At 57.3% G+C, this 18,393-nt stretch carries 16 protein-coding genes; all 16 read right to left on the bottom strand.

The genetic code is table 11. The features are described 5' to 3' along the window. Positions 1–34: 34 nt before the first annotated feature. Positions 35–1,024, bottom strand: a complete 990-nt coding sequence (locus tag AC1DYJ_RS03175; protein ID WP_477279927.1) for a hypothetical protein — start codon at positions 1,022–1,024, stop codon at positions 35–37. A 12-nt stretch (positions 1,025–1,036) separates the two neighbouring features. Further along, positions 1,037–2,023, bottom strand: a complete 987-nt coding sequence (locus AC1DYJ_RS03170; protein ID WP_477279925.1) for an iron-containing redox enzyme family protein — start codon at positions 2,021–2,023, stop codon at positions 1,037–1,039. A gap of 77 nt (positions 2,024–2,100) precedes the next feature. Continuing rightward, complete coding sequence (locus AC1DYJ_RS03165; protein WP_477279923.1) at positions 2,101–2,289, bottom strand: hypothetical protein; 189 nt, start codon at positions 2,287–2,289, stop codon at positions 2,101–2,103. Between the two features lie 262 nt (positions 2,290–2,551). After that, positions 2,552–4,102 carry a tyrosinase family protein gene (locus AC1DYJ_RS03160; RefSeq protein ID WP_477425942.1) on the bottom strand — a complete coding sequence of 517 codons (1,551 nt, stop codon included), beginning with the start codon at positions 4,100–4,102 and terminating at the stop codon, positions 2,552–2,554. 31 nt (positions 4,103–4,133) lie between these two features. Then, positions 4,134–5,147 carry a hypothetical protein gene (locus tag AC1DYJ_RS03155; protein ID WP_477279919.1) on the bottom strand — a complete coding sequence of 338 codons (1,014 nt, stop codon included), beginning with the start codon at positions 5,145–5,147 and terminating at the stop codon, positions 4,134–4,136. After that, a complete protein-coding gene (locus AC1DYJ_RS03150; protein ID WP_477279917.1) occupies positions 5,128–6,144 on the bottom strand; it encodes an iron-containing redox enzyme family protein in 1,017 nt (338 codons plus the stop codon). The genes AC1DYJ_RS03155 and AC1DYJ_RS03150 overlap by 20 nt, the downstream gene beginning before the upstream one ends. Before the next feature lie 601 nt (positions 6,145–6,745). Next, positions 6,746–8,602, bottom strand: coding sequence for a pYEATS domain-containing protein (locus AC1DYJ_RS03145; protein WP_477425940.1), 1,857 nt, complete (start codon positions 8,600–8,602; stop codon positions 6,746–6,748). A gap of 43 nt (positions 8,603–8,645) precedes the next feature. Beyond that, positions 8,646–9,722 (bottom strand): caspase family protein, encoded by a 1,077-nt coding sequence (locus AC1DYJ_RS03140; protein WP_477279913.1) that lies wholly within the window; start codon positions 9,720–9,722, stop codon positions 8,646–8,648. Between the two features lie 8 nt (positions 9,723–9,730). Beyond that, entirely contained in the window at positions 9,731–11,257 is a 1,527-nt protein-coding gene (locus tag AC1DYJ_RS03135) for a hypothetical protein (RefSeq protein ID WP_477279911.1), read from the bottom strand. A 138-nt stretch (positions 11,258–11,395) separates the two neighbouring features. Continuing rightward, complete coding sequence (locus tag AC1DYJ_RS03130) at positions 11,396–12,889, bottom strand: S8 family serine peptidase (RefSeq protein WP_477279909.1); 1,494 nt, start codon at positions 12,887–12,889, stop codon at positions 11,396–11,398. A 17-nt stretch (positions 12,890–12,906) separates the two neighbouring features. Further along, on the bottom strand, positions 12,907–13,236 hold the full coding sequence (locus AC1DYJ_RS03125; RefSeq protein ID WP_477279907.1) for a hypothetical protein: 330 nt from the start codon (positions 13,234–13,236) through the stop codon (positions 12,907–12,909). Between the two features lie 15 nt (positions 13,237–13,251). Next, positions 13,252–14,346, bottom strand: a complete 1,095-nt coding sequence (locus tag AC1DYJ_RS03120) for an FAD-dependent monooxygenase (protein WP_477279905.1) — start codon at positions 14,344–14,346, stop codon at positions 13,252–13,254. Further along, positions 14,343–15,821, bottom strand: coding sequence for a LodA/GoxA family CTQ-dependent oxidase (locus AC1DYJ_RS03115; RefSeq protein WP_477279903.1), 1,479 nt, complete (start codon positions 15,819–15,821; stop codon positions 14,343–14,345). The genes AC1DYJ_RS03120 and AC1DYJ_RS03115 overlap by 4 nt, the downstream gene beginning before the upstream one ends. Before the next feature lie 26 nt (positions 15,822–15,847). Further along, positions 15,848–17,302 (bottom strand): ferritin-like domain-containing protein, encoded by a 1,455-nt coding sequence (locus AC1DYJ_RS03110; protein ID WP_477279901.1) that lies wholly within the window; start codon positions 17,300–17,302, stop codon positions 15,848–15,850. A gap of 98 nt (positions 17,303–17,400) precedes the next feature. Beyond that, positions 17,401–17,703 (bottom strand): hypothetical protein, encoded by a 303-nt coding sequence (locus AC1DYJ_RS03105; protein ID WP_477279899.1) that lies wholly within the window; start codon positions 17,701–17,703, stop codon positions 17,401–17,403. 26 nt (positions 17,704–17,729) lie between these two features. Then, complete coding sequence (locus AC1DYJ_RS03100) at positions 17,730–18,389, bottom strand: acyl-homoserine-lactone synthase (protein ID WP_477279897.1); 660 nt, start codon at positions 18,387–18,389, stop codon at positions 17,730–17,732. Positions 18,390–18,393: the final 4 nt, after the last annotated feature.

Raw genomic sequence — 18,393 nt, 5'->3', positions numbered from 1 at the left:
GTAACGACTTAGGGTCCAAGGCTCCATATTTCGATCAAACAAATATACGTGGCATGGGCGAATCCACCTTGCCATAGTAATTCATGATTTGCTCCTCCAACTGAATAATCGTTTCGATCATCAGCGCTACATGAGCCTTCACGACTTCGCACGTCTCGAAGCTTATCGCGCCTTCAAGCGTCAGGAGGTCCCTGGAGATATCACCGTGATCGAAATCAGCATTGAGATCAGCGTGTTCCCTAAAGGGCAGAAAAAACTCCGAAGGTAGGGATAGGGTCTCACACCGCCGATCAAAAGCGTCTACGAATTCCGGGCGTGCCTCTTCGAGCAAGAATAGACAGGCCTTAAAGCTCATGGGGTGCTGTCTCGCATAGACGCCGAGCGAGGCACCAAGCGAGAATGTCGCTGGCAGTGGCTGATGCTGATCCATTCCTTCCACTGTAATCCCTACAGCTTCCAAAGCAGCCCCGATGAACTTGTCATGGCCGATCTCGGAGGAAAGAAAATTCTCCAAAAGGCGACGTTCCGCCATCGAATGAGCTGACGCCACAGCTGGCGCGATGAGTCCGGGCGCAGATCGAACAAGCCAATAGTATTCCAGCCCATATCCAATCAGGTGTCGGGTTGTAGCTGCCCCGTCAACCAGGGCGCGATAAAACGTTGAGCTAGCTGCACTCTGCGCAACTCGATCTGCTATTCGACGGAGCTCGCGATAAAGCTGCGCCCCGCTGACAACCTCGGCGGCACCGCTATCCGCTTCCCGCAGAAAGCGTAAGCTATTGAAGGTCTCAATTAAGTCGCCTGCTTCATCGACAATTTCAGGGAGCCGGTTAGGCAATTCCTGAACTCTTAAGCCGCCATTCTGAAGGTCGCCAAACATGCGTGCTATAGCCACCCGGGCTTCTCCAGGGAATTCGAAGCGGCAATGCCGCGTCCCTAAAGTTACTACTGCATTTTCAGGTTGCAGATCGACGGTCACGCCCTCGCGAAACCTCGGGCAGGTGAATTCGGCACTTTCCTCCATGATTCATCTCCCTTAGAGATCCGAAACGCGTCGAAGGAGTGGAGCGTCGCTTGTGTAGTGGCGCCAGACGCCCGTGTAGAATCCATCATACAGATCAACCAACAGCGGCGTCTGAGCACGAAGACGCGCTACGGTAGCGGAATCCAGTGCAGGTACATGCCGAAACAACTCTCGCGTTAGATTCCCGTGGCCAGCGCCGGTGTTGATATTCGAGTGGACCCTCAAAGGCTCGATGAACTCATGAGAAAACTCCGCGCGTTCGCATGCTTCGATAAAACTATCTTTCTTAAGACCTTGGCCTTCTAACAAACCGAGGGTTGTGAAGAAAAATAGTGGGTCATTGTGCGCCCAGTAGGCCAAGGAATTACAGAGCGCCATCGTCTCTGGCAGAGGAATTGCTCCGCGCATGTCTTCGCGGGTCAGACCTACGGAGTTCAGCGATCGCAGTAAAATCTCATCATGCCCATACTCCTCACCAAAAAACTTATTCATGACAAGGCGAACCTCAGTCTGAGGAACGTAGGAAAGAACGGGTGCGTCAAAGTAACTCTCACGAAACAAGAAATGCCAATTCTCAATAACCATTCCGATAGCAACGCGCTGCGGCAGGTCACCTGGACCCTCGACAGCAAGACAAGTCCGCCAGAAAGGATTTTGGTAGATTGTCTTTCCGCAAAGCTCCTCGACCATATCCTCCAAATCAAGGACTACATCTAGTGCTGAATGGCACTCTGCCCTTGCAGCGTCATCGATTACGCCGGCTTTGTCCAATGATTCGATCAGTGAGAATACGTCATCCACCGCCAGCGACGGCTCAAGTCTGGCCACGTCGACAATACTAATGTCGCCGTTTAGCCGACCAAGAATCCTAGCAATGACCGAGGGCGGCACGCCGTCCCCACGGACCTCGTGCTCTATTCCACGACTTTGAATGACTACATTTTCGTTAGTTGCTCTAAACACACCATTTAGGCGGGGCAGGCCCGGAACTCCGTGCATCTCAACCTCAATGATTTCGGCCCTGATCTCATGCGATCAAGTCGACACAAAGGGAATGATGGATTATGCGCGAGCAGTTAAAGATGAAGTGCTATCAGGGTTGGCCGCGCCGCGCCGGTGTTCACCGTCACCAAGAACCTCTTGCCGCCCGTCTTTCCTGTCTTGACATAAACGTCAGCACTTGTGGCATCGAACGCCGACTTTATTGAATCATCAGAGGTTATTTCTCGGATTGTCGCGGCGCTCTCGTCTTCTTTCTCTGCCATGCTTTCTCTCCATCTATCGGTAAGATGACACAACGTTCGTCAACGAGAATTTGTGAACCACTTAAAGTAGCAGGCACGGTCTTAGGACGCAACGTCAAAATCGAGTTCTTAGGGACGGACCCCGTCGAGATACTCGTCCGTCAAGTTTCAGACCCAGCTTCATCCCAGTTATGCGGCGCTGATCAGACCCCTTACTTCCACCCAACCACAGCAGCGCAAGAACAATTAACCCAAAAGCTGCATCCGCGGCGCCCGTTCGTGCCTAGTCCTCGCGATGTGGGCTTCGCTTCCCGCGGCCCGGCGTCCTCGGTTTCGACGCATCAGGAGCAGCGGCGAGGTCCTCTGGCTCGACAAGATAGCGGACATTAATGGTAGGCTGACCGACTTTGGAGAGAGGAAATCTCGTTCCGATTGCCCGTTGCCCAGGGACATGGATTTCGATGGAAAGTCGCCGGTCAAGAACCTTTGCCGGAGCGACGCGAAAATCGACCGCCACCTTGGCGTTCTGGCTGCAATTCTGGCACATGCCCGGATTGGTCGGCTGGAAGAACGCCTGGCGCGCAACCTCCTTCCCATCGGCGAGAAGATGGACGACGAAAGTACCGGGTATCGCAGCGCGATTGATGTCCTTGACCCTGATGGATAGCGGTGCAGCGCCGTCGATCCGGAACGACTTCACGGCGGCTACGTTGCCACCCGTGTTCTCGAAGGTCATGGTCGGCACCCCCTTGGCTGGCGGAGCGTAGTCGATATCTGCCATCGCGATCGCATCGGAAACGTGAGCTTCAAAGGGAGGCAGCACGCCCAGGGCGGGCACGTCGAGCCATGCCGTCGGTTCGAGGCAGGTCGACTTAAATCCCGCGAGCGTGGTTGCTTGATGCTCTTTTTGCCATTGCAGCCAGATCCGATCGAGATTGCAATGATAGAACCAGAAGCTGGGGTCGAACGAGGAGATGTCCTGGTTTTCCATCGTTGTCCCACACGCCACGTGACCGTTGTCGTGAGCTGGCCAGAAAGTCCTGTTGAAGGCTTCCCAGGATGTTTGCTTCAGCGAGTTGGCGACCTGAAAGGAGATGTTGTAACCCTTCATGTTGGTCACAATATCGGCAGCAGGATAGTGACTTGTCGTGAGCGGATCGTACCCATGCTCGATCTGGCCCTGTAGGCGATATTGCGCGAACGGCTCCTCATAGAGGAATGCGGGAGGTTTGGTCGTGATGTCCCAATAGGGCAACGTCACGTCGCTGCAGCCTGGCACCGATCGAAGCGCATCTTCAAAAAGCCTGAGGTGGATACGATGCCACGCCAGAAAACGGTTCTCATGGTGCAGGCAGTGGAAGAGCGGGTTCTGGTCGATCGCTGGAAACCAATGGACGCCTGCAAGGGCAAAGTAGCTCTGGGCGTCGGACGGGTCACGCGCCATGATACCTCTGAAGGCATCCTTGAGCTTTCCGAGTCCTTTTGTGCTCAAAGCCGAAACCTCGGTGCGTACGCGTGCCGGCGGCCCTGCCATGGCGAACGCATTCACCTGCCCGGCGCTTTGCACAAGGGGTGTGCCAAGAGGATAGTTGTCGGTAATCCAGTTCAGAAAAGTCTGGACGCGGTTCTTGCTCCATTTTGAACCGTCGAGCGGCATGGCGCCCGACTGTGTCTGTGAATAGATAGATACCGCATTGGTCACGACACCATTATAGGTTCCGAGATCGATGCTTTTCTTGAGCATGTGATCGATATCGTCCGGGGTGAAGAAACTGCGGATTTGGCCAAACCAGGTCGGATGATCAACCAGAGTATCATTGTCGGTTTCTACCATCGCGGCCGTCCCCCTCCGGCTAAGAAAAGTCTCAGTGAACGCGCTCGCCCGATGCCAAGATCGCCCCACCAACTTTCGGAACCTGCCGGTAGCTCACACTTAATTCGTTGCCATAATACGATTGGATGCCCCTAAAAAACATGTCGAAACAATCAGAGGTGCGTCTTATCGACTTAAATATACTTTCCATCTCATGAGCCGACAACATACCCCTGTCTCGCATCAATGGCTCTATCGACAGTTGTGAATGTCCAAGATCAACATCAATACCGTCATGAGTCTGACATGCCTCAAATAACGGCGAGGCAAATGGATAAGACTTCTTTAGGAACCTGTATTTATCCACAATGCTCTCGCTCGTGGCCGGCTCGGACAATGGCTGCATAAGCGCAAAAACGCTTGCGTACTGTAGCTCCCCGCCCTCTGCTGCCTCCCAAAGGTGATTGAGCAGGCCCATCGTCGATGGCAGCGGAACACGATTGTTGATATTGCCTTCCGAAAGGCCGCATCGGATTAACCCACGGCGAAATATCTCGTCGTGGAACGCTTCCTCCGCGAAGTGGCTCCACAGGCCGCCCAGGGATGCCGTCGGACCGTCAATTCGACTTGCACCTCTGGCCATATACTCGCGTGCAGCACGCACAAATATATAAAATTCGATTCCCCAACCCAGCACTTGATCTCGGGTAGCATGGCCTCCAAACAGAGAAAGCGGGAACCGCTGGCACATAACGTGCTTGTTCCAGAACCGGCCAGCGCTCCGAACTCTTTCGATTGCGCTGCGCGCGTCGGTCATCTCTCCGAAAGACGCATTCAGGACAAAATCTTCCGACGAAAGCATGTCCAACACACTTTTCACGCTCGCAATCGAATATCCCGATTGAGAAGCAATTTCCTCAACGCTTCCGACCTTTTCAATAGCGTCGAAAACAGCCGCGCACAGCATGGCGCTATCCCCCGAAAAACGGAGACGGACTTCCGCATCCTCAACAAGGCAGCTGTCTTCGATCATTGTGAGCGCGACGTCAGGATGGCGAATAAACATACCGGTCTCTCGGTGAATTTGTTTGAACAAACCGGTATCTTATGCCTGCCCGGTACGGTGACATATAGTAATACCTTTCAATCTCGTCGAACCACATAGAGAGCGTCTCGCGAAACAGGCTAACCGTTTGCAATATCGTGTTTGCTCTTTCTTCCTCAATATATTCTATCGGGTTAAAGACGTCGGCCATTACATCGCCATGCTCGAACTCCTCATCGAGATCAATGTGCCGCACCATCGGCTCCACAAATCCGCTTTGATCAAGGTCGTAATTTTTCTCAACCAACCCGTAGAACTCTCTCGCTCTGCCTGAATCACTCCCCGTGGACTCAAGAAGGCCCGAGCAGGCGGCGTAAGCCAGGGGATCGATCCGCGCGGCACGCCGGGCCATATTCAAGACGGCTAGAGTAGACGGCAATGGCCCCAATTCATCAATGTGCAGAGGATCTATCTTTCTTCTTGAAAGGCTCTCCGCAAAGAATTTGTAATGATCGTACTCTTCCGAATAGTGGTGGGCGAAAATCGATTTTATACGCTGATCTTGGCATAGCGATACAGCATATGACAGGCGGGCGTTTGCGCCGCGAATGAAATGATAGGATTCAATCAGCCAGCCATCCACGACGCCAGATCTAGCGGTGCCATCAGCAAGCGAGGTCCAAAGCCGATGAGAGAAGAGCGTGTCATTCCATTGCTTGTAGCAAGAGGACAGAACAGCGGAAATTTGGCTGCCCTTGAAAAAGGGTAATTTCTCCGCAGTGACGAGCTTCTCTCGGGAAAGGGTCAGCAGAAACTCTCGAACAATATCGATATCAACATTATACCTTGCCGCCAGATCCGGAGGCGAAACCTGATCGTTAATATCCCTTATTATTGAAAATCCTATACCGGGTGGAATCCCTTCGAATTTTATCTGTTCCTCGCCGTTGGACAAAACCAAGGATTTTCGAAAAGAGTCCACTGAAAGAGGGAAACTGAGCGAGACGTTGCTGTCCATTTCAAAGTGCCTTGCCAAAGAAGCAGACGACGTTTGAGCCGTCTGCTCCTTGCCTACTTAACGATGACGCCTATTGCCTTGGAAACCACGACCTTTCGTTCTCGGCTTACCTGGATCGTGATATCTTGGCCGCGGCCGGAAGGGTCCGTTTCGACAATCTTCACATTCTTGGCGGTCCCGGGGGGAACGTGAACGATGACATCCTCACCGGTGGCAGTCTTTTCTCCTGACATTTTCTCCTCCATTAGATGCAAGAAGAGTTTCTGCCTGTCAGCTTTTGGAGTCAACAAATTTACGTCACAACTTCTAAATAACTCAATATATGCGTTCTTATACACGCGATTCTTACCCCGCGATCTTGTATCGATGGCGCGCTCGTCGGCTCGGCCGACAGCATCTCGTCAAAAATGCAACGTCACGACCATTTTCGCAGCAGATCACATGCCCTCGTTCGCGGCCTCCATTTCTGCCGAGGTTAGGATACAGACTGGCCGGCTTTTGTCGGGTGTTCCTACCCCAGATGGTTCAAGCTTCAGGATGGCTCCGACGCCGTCCCCGCATATCGGTTCCCTGGCCGCTTCCGTGTTTGCGATGCAGTCGGTCACCGCCCCCGGAACCAGCCCGGCAGACGTTTGTCTTCTGCAAGATCCAGTTCAACGCGCAGGCCATCGCTAGTCTCAACACCGATCGTAAACGCGCCCCAGGCGTAGCAGGAGAAGGTCGCTTGGCCGTCGATCACGCGTACAATCTCGGAGCTCGGCGTGAAGGTTGGATGGAGATAGAAGGTCACCGGCCCAAGCAGTGGCTGGCCGGCGTTGTGGCTGGCCACCATGAGACGGAGTGCCAGGATCTCCTGGCTGACGGATTCCTCAAAAGACTTCAGCGACAGGGTGATGCCTTTGTAGTCGGCGCTTCCGCCAAACCGGCCCTTATGGGGGTCGTCGTCGAGAGCGCTCGTCATGCTGCCGCTCTCGACGAGATCCATCACCTTAAGCGCTGCGGCCCTGACCGATGGTGCTAACGAAGAGAGTGGAGTGGCTAGCGACGATGCGAGCTGCCGGACCAGCGCGCTATCCGGCTTTAGCCACCGCTCCGCCACGCCGGAACGCAGTATGGCCTCAATGACAAACCCGGCTGCGGGCTCGATATTCGACACATCGAACCTGCGAATCGGCTCCCTTGAACCGAAGCCTTTCGCAACCTCGGGAGACCGGCTGAGTATGTTATTCAGTCCATCAACGAGCCGGGCCAGGTCGATTTGGATCCCGCTTACCGAATCCGTCGCAGACCCCGCGCCGGTCCTGGCAGGCGCGGTGCCGGCAACAAGCCATGGAATTGCTCCCGGATTGGCCCTGGCGGCAGTCGCGGCGATCAACGGATCGACGGCCATTGCCGGATCACCCACGCTATGGCCGGACGCCCAGCGCCAGGCAATCTCCAGCATGGGCGCCACCAGCAGCCCCGGCGCGGACGGCAATGCTCCGGGCTGATCGGCTGCCAGCCTCCAGCCCAGGCAGCGCACGTCCGGCCAGTCCTTGTACTTTGAGAGCTTGTGGTGCAAGGTTGTGGCCTCGTTGATGCCCGCCGTCAGTTTGCCGGGCGCATCCGAAAGCACGGTGGTAAGACGCTCGATCACGCTCCCGGATATGGCGATCACGGCAGCAGCTGCATACAGATGCAGATAGGGATCGTCGTCATCGATAATCATCGCGGCAACTGAAGGATCAAGCGGCGCGGTCCGCGTGCGCAGCTTGTGCAGCAGTGTCTCCGCCGTGGCGGTCGCTTCCGCTAGACGGTTACGTGCGGTGCCTGCCGCCAGCGACACCATGGTCGTGCGTGCAGGATCTATGCCGCGCCGCTTGCGTATTCGCGCATCACCCTTCTCCTGGGCAATGACCGAGGTTTGTGCATAGGACAGCAGCACAACTGTCCTTCGGCGCTCAATTGCATAAACAGTCTGCTCGACAATCTTGCGCTCGAAAGTCTCATAGCGCAGAACAAACGGACCGGGCGCAACGGAATGCCCAACAATCGTCCAGCTGGCCGCCACACCATTGTAGATGCGCTTCTGGTCACGGCTGATCCTTCTGCCGTTTGGATCGCGCAGTTCGATATTCTGGCCAAGATCCGTCTTAGTCTGGTCGTCAGTAGCCAGCACGRCGACAAGGATCTCGGCGCCGCGCGTCAGGGTTGGCTGTGCCGCGATGGCGTTGGCAATCTCCTGGAGCCGGCCGTCTTCAGGCGGACCGTCGCTTGCACCGGAGCCGACGTCTTCGGGGATCCGCAATGTCGCACTCTCCCGAAGCCGAACGATCCACTGCCGGCCGCGCTCGCCCGCGGCCCATCGAACAGTGTAGACACCCTCGGAAAACGCCTGGTCGAGCAATGTCACGCCGCTCGCAACTCTGGAGAAGCCGCCGTCGGTTACCGATATCTCAGCGCCCAGCGGTGCGGTCACCACGAGGCGCCCACTGCCTCGCCTGCTGGCTGTGTTTGCCGCTTCAGATGCTGACATGGGTATCTCCCGGACCAACATGGGGGAAGGCCTTGAGCTCCTGGCCAGCAGCGGTTTCCAGCGCATAGACACCTGGCACAAGCGGTATCGACTGCGGCTGCAGCGTTCCAGTCAGGGGCATACGGATATTGGCTGGCCCGCCAACCAGCATGATTCCAACACCGAACGTCGCCTGCGAGAAAGTAACGACCAGATTGGAACCCGCGCCGATGGCGGGGCCGGAGGCGAGCACAAGTTGCCAGGGCCGTGGCTGTTCGTTGAAGTCTGGATACTGGGAGGCCGGTCTCACGAGATCGACTATGCCTCCCGACACATAATCATCGAGATCACGAAAGGTCAGCCGGCCTCCCTTGCGGTGCTCACGCAGACCGTTGACGAGCAACTTCGAGAATGCGCCGCGGCTAGGCGCGTCGTGCGGAACCTCATAGGCGACGGCCTGAGGCTGGGCACTGCGCGCTATTCCGCAACGCTGGTGATGGCCGGGGTCGGCGATGCGGTCCCAGAGGCCTGCGGGACGCGACACCTTGATCGATCCATCACTACGGCATGCGTCAAGGAACAGAACCAGTTCGGGCGGGCCCTGCGCCTTAAGCATCCGCATCATGTCGTCGCAAGGTACCAAGCCCGCGGTCCGCGTCGTCGGGTGATAGTTGCCACCGACAAAACAGGTCTGGGGGTCCTCCAGATAGGACTCCGGCCGGGTCTGGAGACCGTGCCCAGCGAGGAAGACGTAGAGCCGGGACGCGCCAGCCGCAAGGGCGGCGGTCGCGACGAGCCCGATCGCCATGTTGATTTCCGACGCGGTGGGAGGTCGCCCGAAATCTGGCGCTACCATAGGCCATTTTTTCGGCGTGAGCATGAATTGATGAAGCCGCTGGAGGTGAGCGGTTGTCGGCGATGGACATGTCCAGAAATAGAGATCGTTCGCCTGGACATTGCCCCCATCAGGGTGAAGTGCCCATTCAGCGAACTCCCCGGCGTCCGCAACCGCACCGTGCAGCTTCTCCATTCCCGAATCGGTTGGATAATCATTGATCCCGACGATGAAAGCCCAGGCCGCCATCGGGGACCTCAGGCGAAAAACGTCGCCACGCTCTTTAGCGTAGCGATCTCGTCATCGAATGCCCCGTGCGAGACGGCGTCGCAGTTGAGGCCATCTCCTCCAGTAACCTTGGAGAAGACCATGCGATCCGGTCCGGCGGCCAGGAAGGCTCTCACGCGCTGGAGCGGAGGACCCTCGCTAGCATCATTGAGCCAGCTCGAACCGGGATCCTGGAAGCGCTGCATCCCGAGCAGCGGCGCATCGGACATCTCGCCTGATGCGCCTTGCTCAAACAGGCCTGAGACAAGATACAGCAGAGATGACGGATATATGAACCCGAGCCCCCTCCCCAACAGGGCGTCTCGGCGCTCGACCGCGTCCTGCATTGCGAACATGCGAAATCGACGGATGCGCGCCTCTGACGCCCCCAGAGCGGCAGCAAACTTCAGGGTCCGGACGGCGGGAGCCAGGAACACCAGGTCGGTCTTGAGATCAGGTTTGTGCTTGTCCGCCCATAGCAGCAGATCGCTTGCGAAGATCGATCCTGCACTGTGCGCGACGATAAGCAGCTTGGCCTGCGGATTGTCCGCGATAGCGGCAAAAAGGCGGCTGCCGAGGCCTGTGGGCTCGAAGTGCTCGGAAGCGTTGTCCCTCATCATGCCCCAGATCGCCGATCCGATGACGCCGGCGTACAACTCCCGTGCGATTTCCTCAACGATGGTGGCGTGCAGACCGTGATCGTGGCCCTCGCGATACCGATTGATCGAGCGCATACCGATTTTCACGCCATGTGTGATGATCTTGCGGACGATCTCGCCGGAGATGACACCTCGTGTGGAGGAAAGCGTGGACGCCTGCGCCTTCAGTTCCTTCTGGATCTTCGTGTCGAGCCGGTCGAACGATTCCTTGCCCAGCGCAGCGTCTCCCGACGAACCTTTTCGAGAGACCTTGGGATGACCGGCAGCAAGGCTTTCTTCAATGCCGCTCGCCACCTCCTCGATGTCCGTGTCGAGTTGCAACTCCAACTTCAGCTCGCTCTCCATGTCAGCCTCATCAGCCACTGCGATTGCGGACCTGCTACCCGTTGGCGCGATATAGAGGGCGTCGACATCACCGAACGGATCGTCGCTGCCGGATGCCAGTCGAGCCTGAATGTTCGCCGGGGTCAGCACGCGCTCCTGCGCCAATGACCGTCCAGCAATGGTGTTGACACGAACCTTGCCGCTCACGAAGCTGAGCAGCCGCTTAAGGATCGCTTTGTAGAGGCGATCGTTTGTCGCAAGGTCCTTCCACTTCCGGGCAAGCGTCTCGAAGGTGCCGGTCCGCCAGACGACATAGACCTGCTCCCAGTCAGCCGGCGCATTGTAGGCGGCATCGCCCGTGCCCGAGAGCCGGCCAGCCATATTCTCTGCCGAGGCCTGATCAACAAGGCCACCATGCAGATGCACCAGCACCTTGGGCGAGCCCTTGCCGATCCGCTCGATGAGCGCATTCAGCGCCTTCTCATTTGTCCTGTCGAGCTTGCCACCCGACGTCCGAAGTATCGTCACCCCCATGACTTCTCCCTCTCGTGACTTGCCGCTGGCAGAATGGTTCGTTCAAAAATGAATCAAGACGGGCGAAGGCATGGCAAATGGCGGAACTGCCTCGCGCTCAACGATATCGAGCGATGCGTTTTGCGCGATCCAGCTTCGCTAGAATTTTGAGAGCGCGTACTGCAAGGCAGCATCCAAATTCACCAGCCCTGCTCCCGTTGCCAAATCGATGCCCGGCCCTGCCGGGCTGTTGAAGCGCTGTGGAAAACTACGCCCGACGACCACATCGACCGCGGTCTCTGTTAGCGCTTCAATTACTTGAGCGGGCACCAGCGCAGGCTTTGCGCCCAACAGTACGGCTGCGGCCCCAGCCAGTTGAGGAGCCGCCGCCGATGTGCCAGAAAACAGTGCCCACCCGTCATCGGCCAGGGTTCCGTCGGTAGAAGGATCGTCATCGTTAGGCGCGGCTTCGTCAAGATCGATCGCGCAGCCAGGCGGTACGGGCAACATCAGATACTGGGCCCGCGGCTGCATGCCCACCAAACCACACACTGTGGGAACGATATGTTGGTCAAACCAGGTGCTCTGGTAGCCACTTGCATAGTCAGAGGCTCGCAAGTTGCCGTTCTTGTCCATGTTGACGCCACCAGCGGCCAGGACCCCTTTCACCTGAGGCTCCACCGAAAATTGGCCGTTGCCGGCCGAGAAAACGACCAGGGTATTATGCTCTATGGCGTCTTGAATTTCGGCTGCCAGCGCCATGTCGGCCTCGTCGGGGAGGCCAGCCGGCGGATACGTCCCGTCCCCTCCCCACGAGCAGGTTATGATCTTCGCGCCTATTTCCTTAGCCTTCAGGAATCCTGCTACGGCACCTACCAGGTCCCCGTTGTTGTTGCTTGCCCGTATCGGCTGAAGCTCGCATTCCGGTGCCAGGGCAAAGACGTTAGCGGACTCGCCAGTGCCGTGACCCTGAGGGTCCTTGCTGCGATTTGTTCCTTCCACGACCGCCACGGGCGTTCTGATCTGGTAGCCGTTGGCCGTAAAGAAGGGGTGGCGATACCATCCTGAGTCCGGCATCGCGACCAGAACATCCTTGCCTTTGAAGCCCTTGTTGTGTGAGGCGATCGCGTTCAACGTGAGAGCGACGTCGCCTGGAACACGCAGGTGGTACTTGGGCGAGGTTGGAGGAACTGGAGAAGGGAAAACGGCATGATAGATGCGCGGTTTTTCAAGGACGATGCCATCGATCTTGAGGCTCTTCGACTTGACCATCCCAACGCCGAGGGCCATTGGCTGCTTGTCACCGACAATATCAAGATGCGTGACGTACTGGCTGTAGCCGCCGGCGGAATAGACGAACCGCTCCTTTGCATGAAGCTTAGCGCCGGTAATCGTTTCGTAAGCGCCGCCAGGAGCGGCAACCGAAAACCCGAGCAGGCTTTCAGCAACGATTGAAAAGCCGCTCTTCTCAAGTTCGCGGCGCACGGTATCGCGATCGCCCTTGGTAGCGCGATAGGCCTGGGACGTGGTTTTGAGTTTTTTGTTATCCTCCTCAAATACCGATGCTTTTCCTCGCACAGACACATAACCCATCACCATTCCCGGGATTGGGTTGTCAGATACGGTTTCGATCGGGAGGCCAAAACGGGTCATCGTGCTCTCCATATCTCTCAGCTATGATAGGAACGCGGCTCAAAGAGTGTGACGCTTTCGACGTGGCTGCGCAGTTCCGCCGGCAGCGGCAGGGTAGCTGCAGGCGCGATTTCATTTAGGGAGACGGAGAACGCTTTTTCGATTTTCGATCTCGATCCTGTCAGCAACGCGCCAACCTTCATTGGAGCGACCGCAAGCCCATGCTGTTCAAACCAGCTGTGGACGACCTCGGTGTCCGCGAGCGGATTAAACTTCACGAAAAGCTCGACATGTTGGTCTGTCATTGTTTTGAATGATCTACTTTGTATCCAGAAGAGAGCACTATCGTAGCAGATCGTCGCGGACATTTGGTATGATCCTGTTCAGATCCTGTTGGATGAAACGCCTGATAAGCGTGTCGTCCAGAATGGATGACCCTTCCAGCGCCGTTCCATCTGATAAATCGCTCGCCTTTTCAGAAGCGCTTTCTGGAATGTCGCTGCGCGCTGCCTGGCATACGCCCGCAACGGCGTGTCTGTGCCATGGTCCGCAGATGCGGAAATGGCTGTCGCGGCAGCCACCCCATCGGCAACCGCGCGCTCGATTCCGGTCCCGGATACCGGGTCCAGCGATAGTGCGGCGTCCCCCACGGGAATCCACCGACCTCGCCACAGCAAGGTGCGCGCGGACGTTCTTGCGCTGGAAACCCTCAAGACAGCAGCACAATCCCATTGCGCTCGGGCCTTGATAAATCTGGTCAACGAAAGTTGCTCACGCACGAACTGGTCACGGCGGAGGCCAGACACAAGGCTGGCATCCGTGAACAGGCAGACAATCTGGCGATCGGAACTGATCCGGCAGGCATACCACCATCCTGCGGCACAGGATTCCACGATTGCTCCCTCGTCCTCGAGACCGGCACAATCCGCCTCGAAGGAAAGACAGACCTGGTCATCGAAAAAGAGCCGTGCAACGTCTGTGTAGACAATCGACTTGGTTCTTGGTCCGACCGCCTCGACAACGAAATCGGCATCAAGCTCGAATTCCTCGTCCCCGCATACTCCGCTTAGATGCCACCGATGCCCGTCCCATCCACAAGCAGATGCTCTGTAGCCCTCCAGCACGTCCACGCCGATCGATTTCGCGGCATCAAGCAGGGCGCGCTCAAACGCGGACCGGATCAGAACAATAGCTGGTCCAGCCGACCAGAACTTGTACGAATGTCCTGCCAGCTCCGGCGTCCCCCAGCACGAATGGAAATGGGACAGCGGGTATGAAGCCTCTGAAGGCAGGGCGATGCCGAACGTGCTGGAGATATATTGAACAAGCTTCGGCCCGCACACCTCCCCTGCCCGCCACACTGCTGGACGCTCGCTGTTCAGCAGTGTCACGGCATATCCGAGGCGACCCAGGGCAAGCGCACAAGCGCATCCTGCCGGTCCGGCCCCGACGATCACGATACGGCCGCCTCTGTTCATGGCGTATTTGGCATCGCGGGATCTCTTTCGGCTTCCAGAAACACCTCGTTTGCACCGTCCTGCACTATGAAGCCTAGCCGGGGAAATCGCTCTACCAACAAACTGTGCTTACTGGCCCCGCGGACCCAGTTTTTGTAATTATCGTGATCCTGGAACGCGGTATCTGGCCTCTGGCTTGGCCACCAGTTGGTATTGCATTTGAGAAAATCCGCTTGCCAGGGCTGGGCCATCAGGGCCGTAAGATCGCCGGCTGCCACCGTCGATTGGTCGATGCGGAAGTCAAAGGGGGAAGTGTACAGCGTGGTATCGAGGACTATGATTCCGGCTTCGATGCCTGGGCAGAAACCTTGTCCGACCGCCCCCTCGAGAGCGGCTCTTGTCAATCCGTTCGCGGTTGGCGTTGGACCATGTGAGGTTGGCGTATCGTCAAAATTCCCTGCTACCCACGCCGCGAGATTCGATTTCTGCGCTTGCCTGATTTCAAACTTTGGCCCTGCCGGATCGGTATGACCTTCAAGCAGTTTCTCTGCTTTCAGGATCAGCGCTTGCACCGTGGCACGTAGTGGCTGATCCGAGATGGACCTGCTTCGCAGCTTCGGATCTTCAAACGACGGGTCTTGCCACGTCGCTTCATCCTGCACCCATCGATAACGGCGTGCTCGCTGGATCAACGGCAGGATGTCGAGATCAAATGATGGGACCGCAGCCGGAGGCGCCAGTCCCAGCTGGTCGATCCCGACTTGCCGGATGACATCATAGAGCGTGACGATCCCGCCAATGCCCGGAGCGTAGTCCGGAGGCGCCACGACGACCCAAGCGCCGCCCTCGGCATATACGGGAGCGTCGCCGGCACCCATGCTGATTTTCGCCGTAACCGGTCCGTCAGAAACATCGTCATACCATTTGGGATTTCGATAGTAGCTGCCTCCGATCGGGGTGCCAGGCGGTGCGCCCGATATTCCATTCCCCCCAAGCACAATGAGCATGCCGTTGGCGTCAGTGCGAAGACTGCCAAGCTCGACCGGGACTTCAAATGCGGAACCGTTGGCGGTTGTCTTGAACATCCCATCCAGTGTCGGACCGATCGCACTGGCGCCCGCGACGGACTTCGTGCCTCCCTTGATGCGCATTCCCGCTGCTGCTGCGTCGAGAGCGGGCCGCGTGGACTTGATCGGCGGGTTGGGCGGTCGAACAATTGCTGACTTTTTATTCTCAAGGGTCACGGACCACTCCACCGTCGCTGACGGAGGCAGATTTGCCGGCGTCCAGGTAACCCCGTCCTCCGATTCGAACAGGTGAAACCGCGCACCCTGTTTGCGCAGTCTCGTCTTTCCGGCATTCTTGAATCTTGTCACAGGGGCGCCGGTTGCAGCCTCTGCCGGCCCGCCGCCGGGGATCTCTGGCCCCAGGAAAAAATCCTGGTCCTCGCCCAGCCGGGCAATACCGATCGCAGGAAAGATCTTGTACCGGGGCATCCGTTGGTCCTCTCCCAATTTAGGATTCAAGCAGTCGGAATGGGTTGATTTTCGAACAGCTGCCGACGCAGCTTGTCCATGTTTCGGAGATTGGCGACCTCGATGCGGTAGTCGGGATCTTTTCCGAACTCCGCACTGTTCTGAATCTCGATATAGAGCGGTTCGAGTTTGTCGAGCAGATCGATTTGGCGTGCGGGCAGACCGGCCGGATCCGCCACAATCAGGTCTGCGGGGTCCAGGTCAAACGGCGGGCCGGCAACCTGTGCGCCCCCGTCCTCAAGTGGAAGGTTGGCCAGTATAGCCGATACAGCCTCGACAATCTTGCGCATGCCGCGCATTGCGAGGTCAGCGATTTCCTTTCGCAAGCCAGGGTCCTGCGACGTTCCGCGCGGAGTTCTGATGGCGTGCTGAATGGTCAGCACGATCAGTGTGTACTGCAGGCTAAAAACCTGACCCCAAAGCTTGGTGAATGATGACGTGATCAAGGTAGGTCGCTCTGCGCCATGACCCGTGCCCAGGTCGGGCGAGGTTGCTATGCTCTTCGTTCTCACCTTTCCGGCCTCAAACGCATCGAACATTTCGATGAACTCGTGAAAATGCGAGTCCTCGTTTCCTTCAAACCCTTCCCCCTGTTCCGCAATAAGCCTGATGGCTGCGACCGCCTCCTGCCTGCTGCGCGCCGGCTCGATAAGCAGGGACGGCCAATCCGCGGCACCATCCCATTCCTCCTTGTCGGCCTGGTAAGCAGCAATATCGGCGGGCGTTGAAAGGTCGGCATCCGTCAGGTGTGGGTATTTGCCCAGTTCGGGCGCAAGGGCTACAAGATTGAGAAAGCGGACGGCGTCTTTTTCATCCATGAACAACCATTCGAGCACCGTATAGATCGCGCCAACGCGATGTGGCTCGATACCGGAGTCCTGCTTGGCGAGCGCTACAAGCTTTTTCACTTGATCTGCAAGCTGAGCAGGCGGCTCCGCTGGCATTTCTGCAGCAACATATTTGGCTAGGACCGTGCGGGTGAGTGGTTCCAGTATGAACGGGATCGGATTTTTGTCGCTGTTCGCGCGATAGACATCGCGCTGAACGTACACGGCGTCGGGCCCGCCTAGCAGTACCAGAAGGTTCTGCACCGTTGCGAAATGGCCCATTTCCTGGATGGCGATGTTCAAGATTTTCCGCTGGTAGTTCTCCTCTCCGCTGCTGCCGGCGACGATCGAATTGGCTGTATAAAGATACTGCACCATAAGGGCGTGCTCCACCTCAGCGGCCACCCTTAATAGGTCAATTGCGTACTCCTTGGCTGTTTCGGCCCCCTCGGCGATTGGAACGCCTATCTCCGCCAGAATACTTAGCTGCCTTTGGTGGGAAGCAAAGGCCTTGGATCCATCGGCGTGGGGAAGATCCAGGTTGAGTGTCTTGATGTCGGCATCTATTGGCTTGCGCCACCTGATGACACGAGGCTGGATGCCGGCGATATTCAACGGTTCCTCCGATTGTCAGAAATTGCCGGCAATTCATGTCTTCGCGTTTCGAATAGCCTCATCTCTGCGCCATCCGGCCTTGCGTAGACCCAACTCGACTATTGTGTGTTGGCGCAGGCCTTATCGGGATCACTTTTCCATTCGGCAGCCTTGAGGAGAACGCCCTGCTGGCAGGTATCTGCGTCGCCCGATGCGGTCCCGGTTACGGTGCCGTAGGTTCCTGCTACCGGCTTGGGGCTGGCGTGCGTGATGTTGTAGAGCTTGTCGTCGGCTTTTATCATGACGCACCCCGCTTCAACGCCGGCTTCCGCGCATCCGGAGGCCGTGACCTGCTGTGCCTGCGTCCCAGACGAAAGCCCAATGATTATATTTGCGGCGATGAAGATGACACGTGGCCTCATGCTCTCCTCCTGGTTCCGATTGCTTGCTATGCAGGCACGTTCTGCAGTTTGCTGCTGCTTTCGATGAAAGGCCGCTGAATCCCGCGACGGACCAGCAGTGAATGACCGATGCCCAGTATCCTGCGAACGCTTGCCAGAGCCGCCGCATTCACTTCGATGTAGGCAACGATGTACCATTCACCGTTTTCTTCCCTCGCCATACCCAACGGCTCGGCCCGCCACTTGAGCGCACCGTGGTGGGGCATGAAGTAGGTTTCCTGAACGCCGCCGACGGCGCTCAGACCCTCGTCCAGGGCGTATTCCATCACCGCGCAGCACAATTGGGTCAACGTACCCCGCAGTCCGGTTGCGCGTTTGTCGGGGACGACGAAAGTGCGCGTCCATTCGGCCCAGTCGGGACGCCTTGGAACGCCGGACTTCTCGCACATATGAGAGAATACCTCCGAAACCATGTGCGGCTCGCTTGTCGGTATCAATCGGGCCGAGGTGACCACGCGGCCATCTTCGATACCAAGTAGGTAAGTGGCCGCGTCAGTATCGAACTGGTCCATTTCGCGACCGTCTGGGCTCGCGGGGCGCCACCGTTTCTGGTGCACGAAAAAGTCGTGCCGCCGACGCAAGAACTCGTCGAATTCGGTTTCGTAAAGATGCTTGTTGTGCGCGTTGACGATATGAGCAGTGATCACTGCG

It is taken from the genome of Mesorhizobium sp. P2_B11 (assembly GCF_056404855.1).
The sequence above is the reverse complement of the archived record's forward strand: the minus strand, read 5'-3'. Positions and strand labels throughout refer to the sequence as shown.

What these genes read in the sequence shown, in the direction of transcription:
- AC1DYJ_RS03165 (WP_477279923.1), bottom strand. Translation starts at nt 2,289, where the DNA reads ATGGCAGAGAAAGAAGACGAGAGCGCCGCGACAATCCGAGAAATAACC.
- AC1DYJ_RS03120 (WP_477279905.1), bottom strand. Translation starts at nt 14,346, where the DNA reads ATGAACAGAGGCGGCCGTATCGTGATCGTCGGGGCCGGACCGGCAGGA.
- AC1DYJ_RS03160 (WP_477425942.1), bottom strand. Translation starts at nt 4,102, where the DNA reads ATGGTAGAAACCGACAATGATACTCTGGTTGATCATCCGACCTGGTTT.
- AC1DYJ_RS03155 (WP_477279919.1), bottom strand. Translation starts at nt 5,147, where the DNA reads ATGTTTATTCGCCATCCTGACGTCGCGCTCACAATGATCGAAGACAGC.
- AC1DYJ_RS03125 (WP_477279907.1), bottom strand. Translation starts at nt 13,236, where the DNA reads ATGTCCGCGACGATCTGCTACGATAGTGCTCTCTTCTGGATACAAAGT.
- AC1DYJ_RS03105 (WP_477279899.1), bottom strand. Translation starts at nt 17,703, where the DNA reads ATGAGGCCACGTGTCATCTTCATCGCCGCAAATATAATCATTGGGCTT.
- AC1DYJ_RS03170 (WP_477279925.1), bottom strand. Translation starts at nt 2,023, where the DNA reads ATGCACGGAGTTCCGGGCCTGCCCCGCCTAAATGGTGTGTTTAGAGCA.
- AC1DYJ_RS03175 (WP_477279927.1), bottom strand. Translation starts at nt 1,024, where the DNA reads ATGGAGGAAAGTGCCGAATTCACCTGCCCGAGGTTTCGCGAGGGCGTG.
- AC1DYJ_RS03150 (WP_477279917.1), bottom strand. Translation starts at nt 6,144, where the DNA reads ATGGACAGCAACGTCTCGCTCAGTTTCCCTCTTTCAGTGGACTCTTTT.
- AC1DYJ_RS03140 (WP_477279913.1), bottom strand. Translation starts at nt 9,722, where the DNA reads ATGGCGGCCTGGGCTTTCATCGTCGGGATCAATGATTATCCAACCGAT.
- AC1DYJ_RS03135 (WP_477279911.1), bottom strand. Translation starts at nt 11,257, where the DNA reads ATGGGGGTGACGATACTTCGGACGTCGGGTGGCAAGCTCGACAGGACA.
- AC1DYJ_RS03130 (WP_477279909.1), bottom strand. Translation starts at nt 12,889, where the DNA reads ATGACCCGTTTTGGCCTCCCGATCGAAACCGTATCTGACAACCCAATC.
- AC1DYJ_RS03115 (WP_477279903.1), bottom strand. Translation starts at nt 15,821, where the DNA reads ATGCCCCGGTACAAGATCTTTCCTGCGATCGGTATTGCCCGGCTGGGC.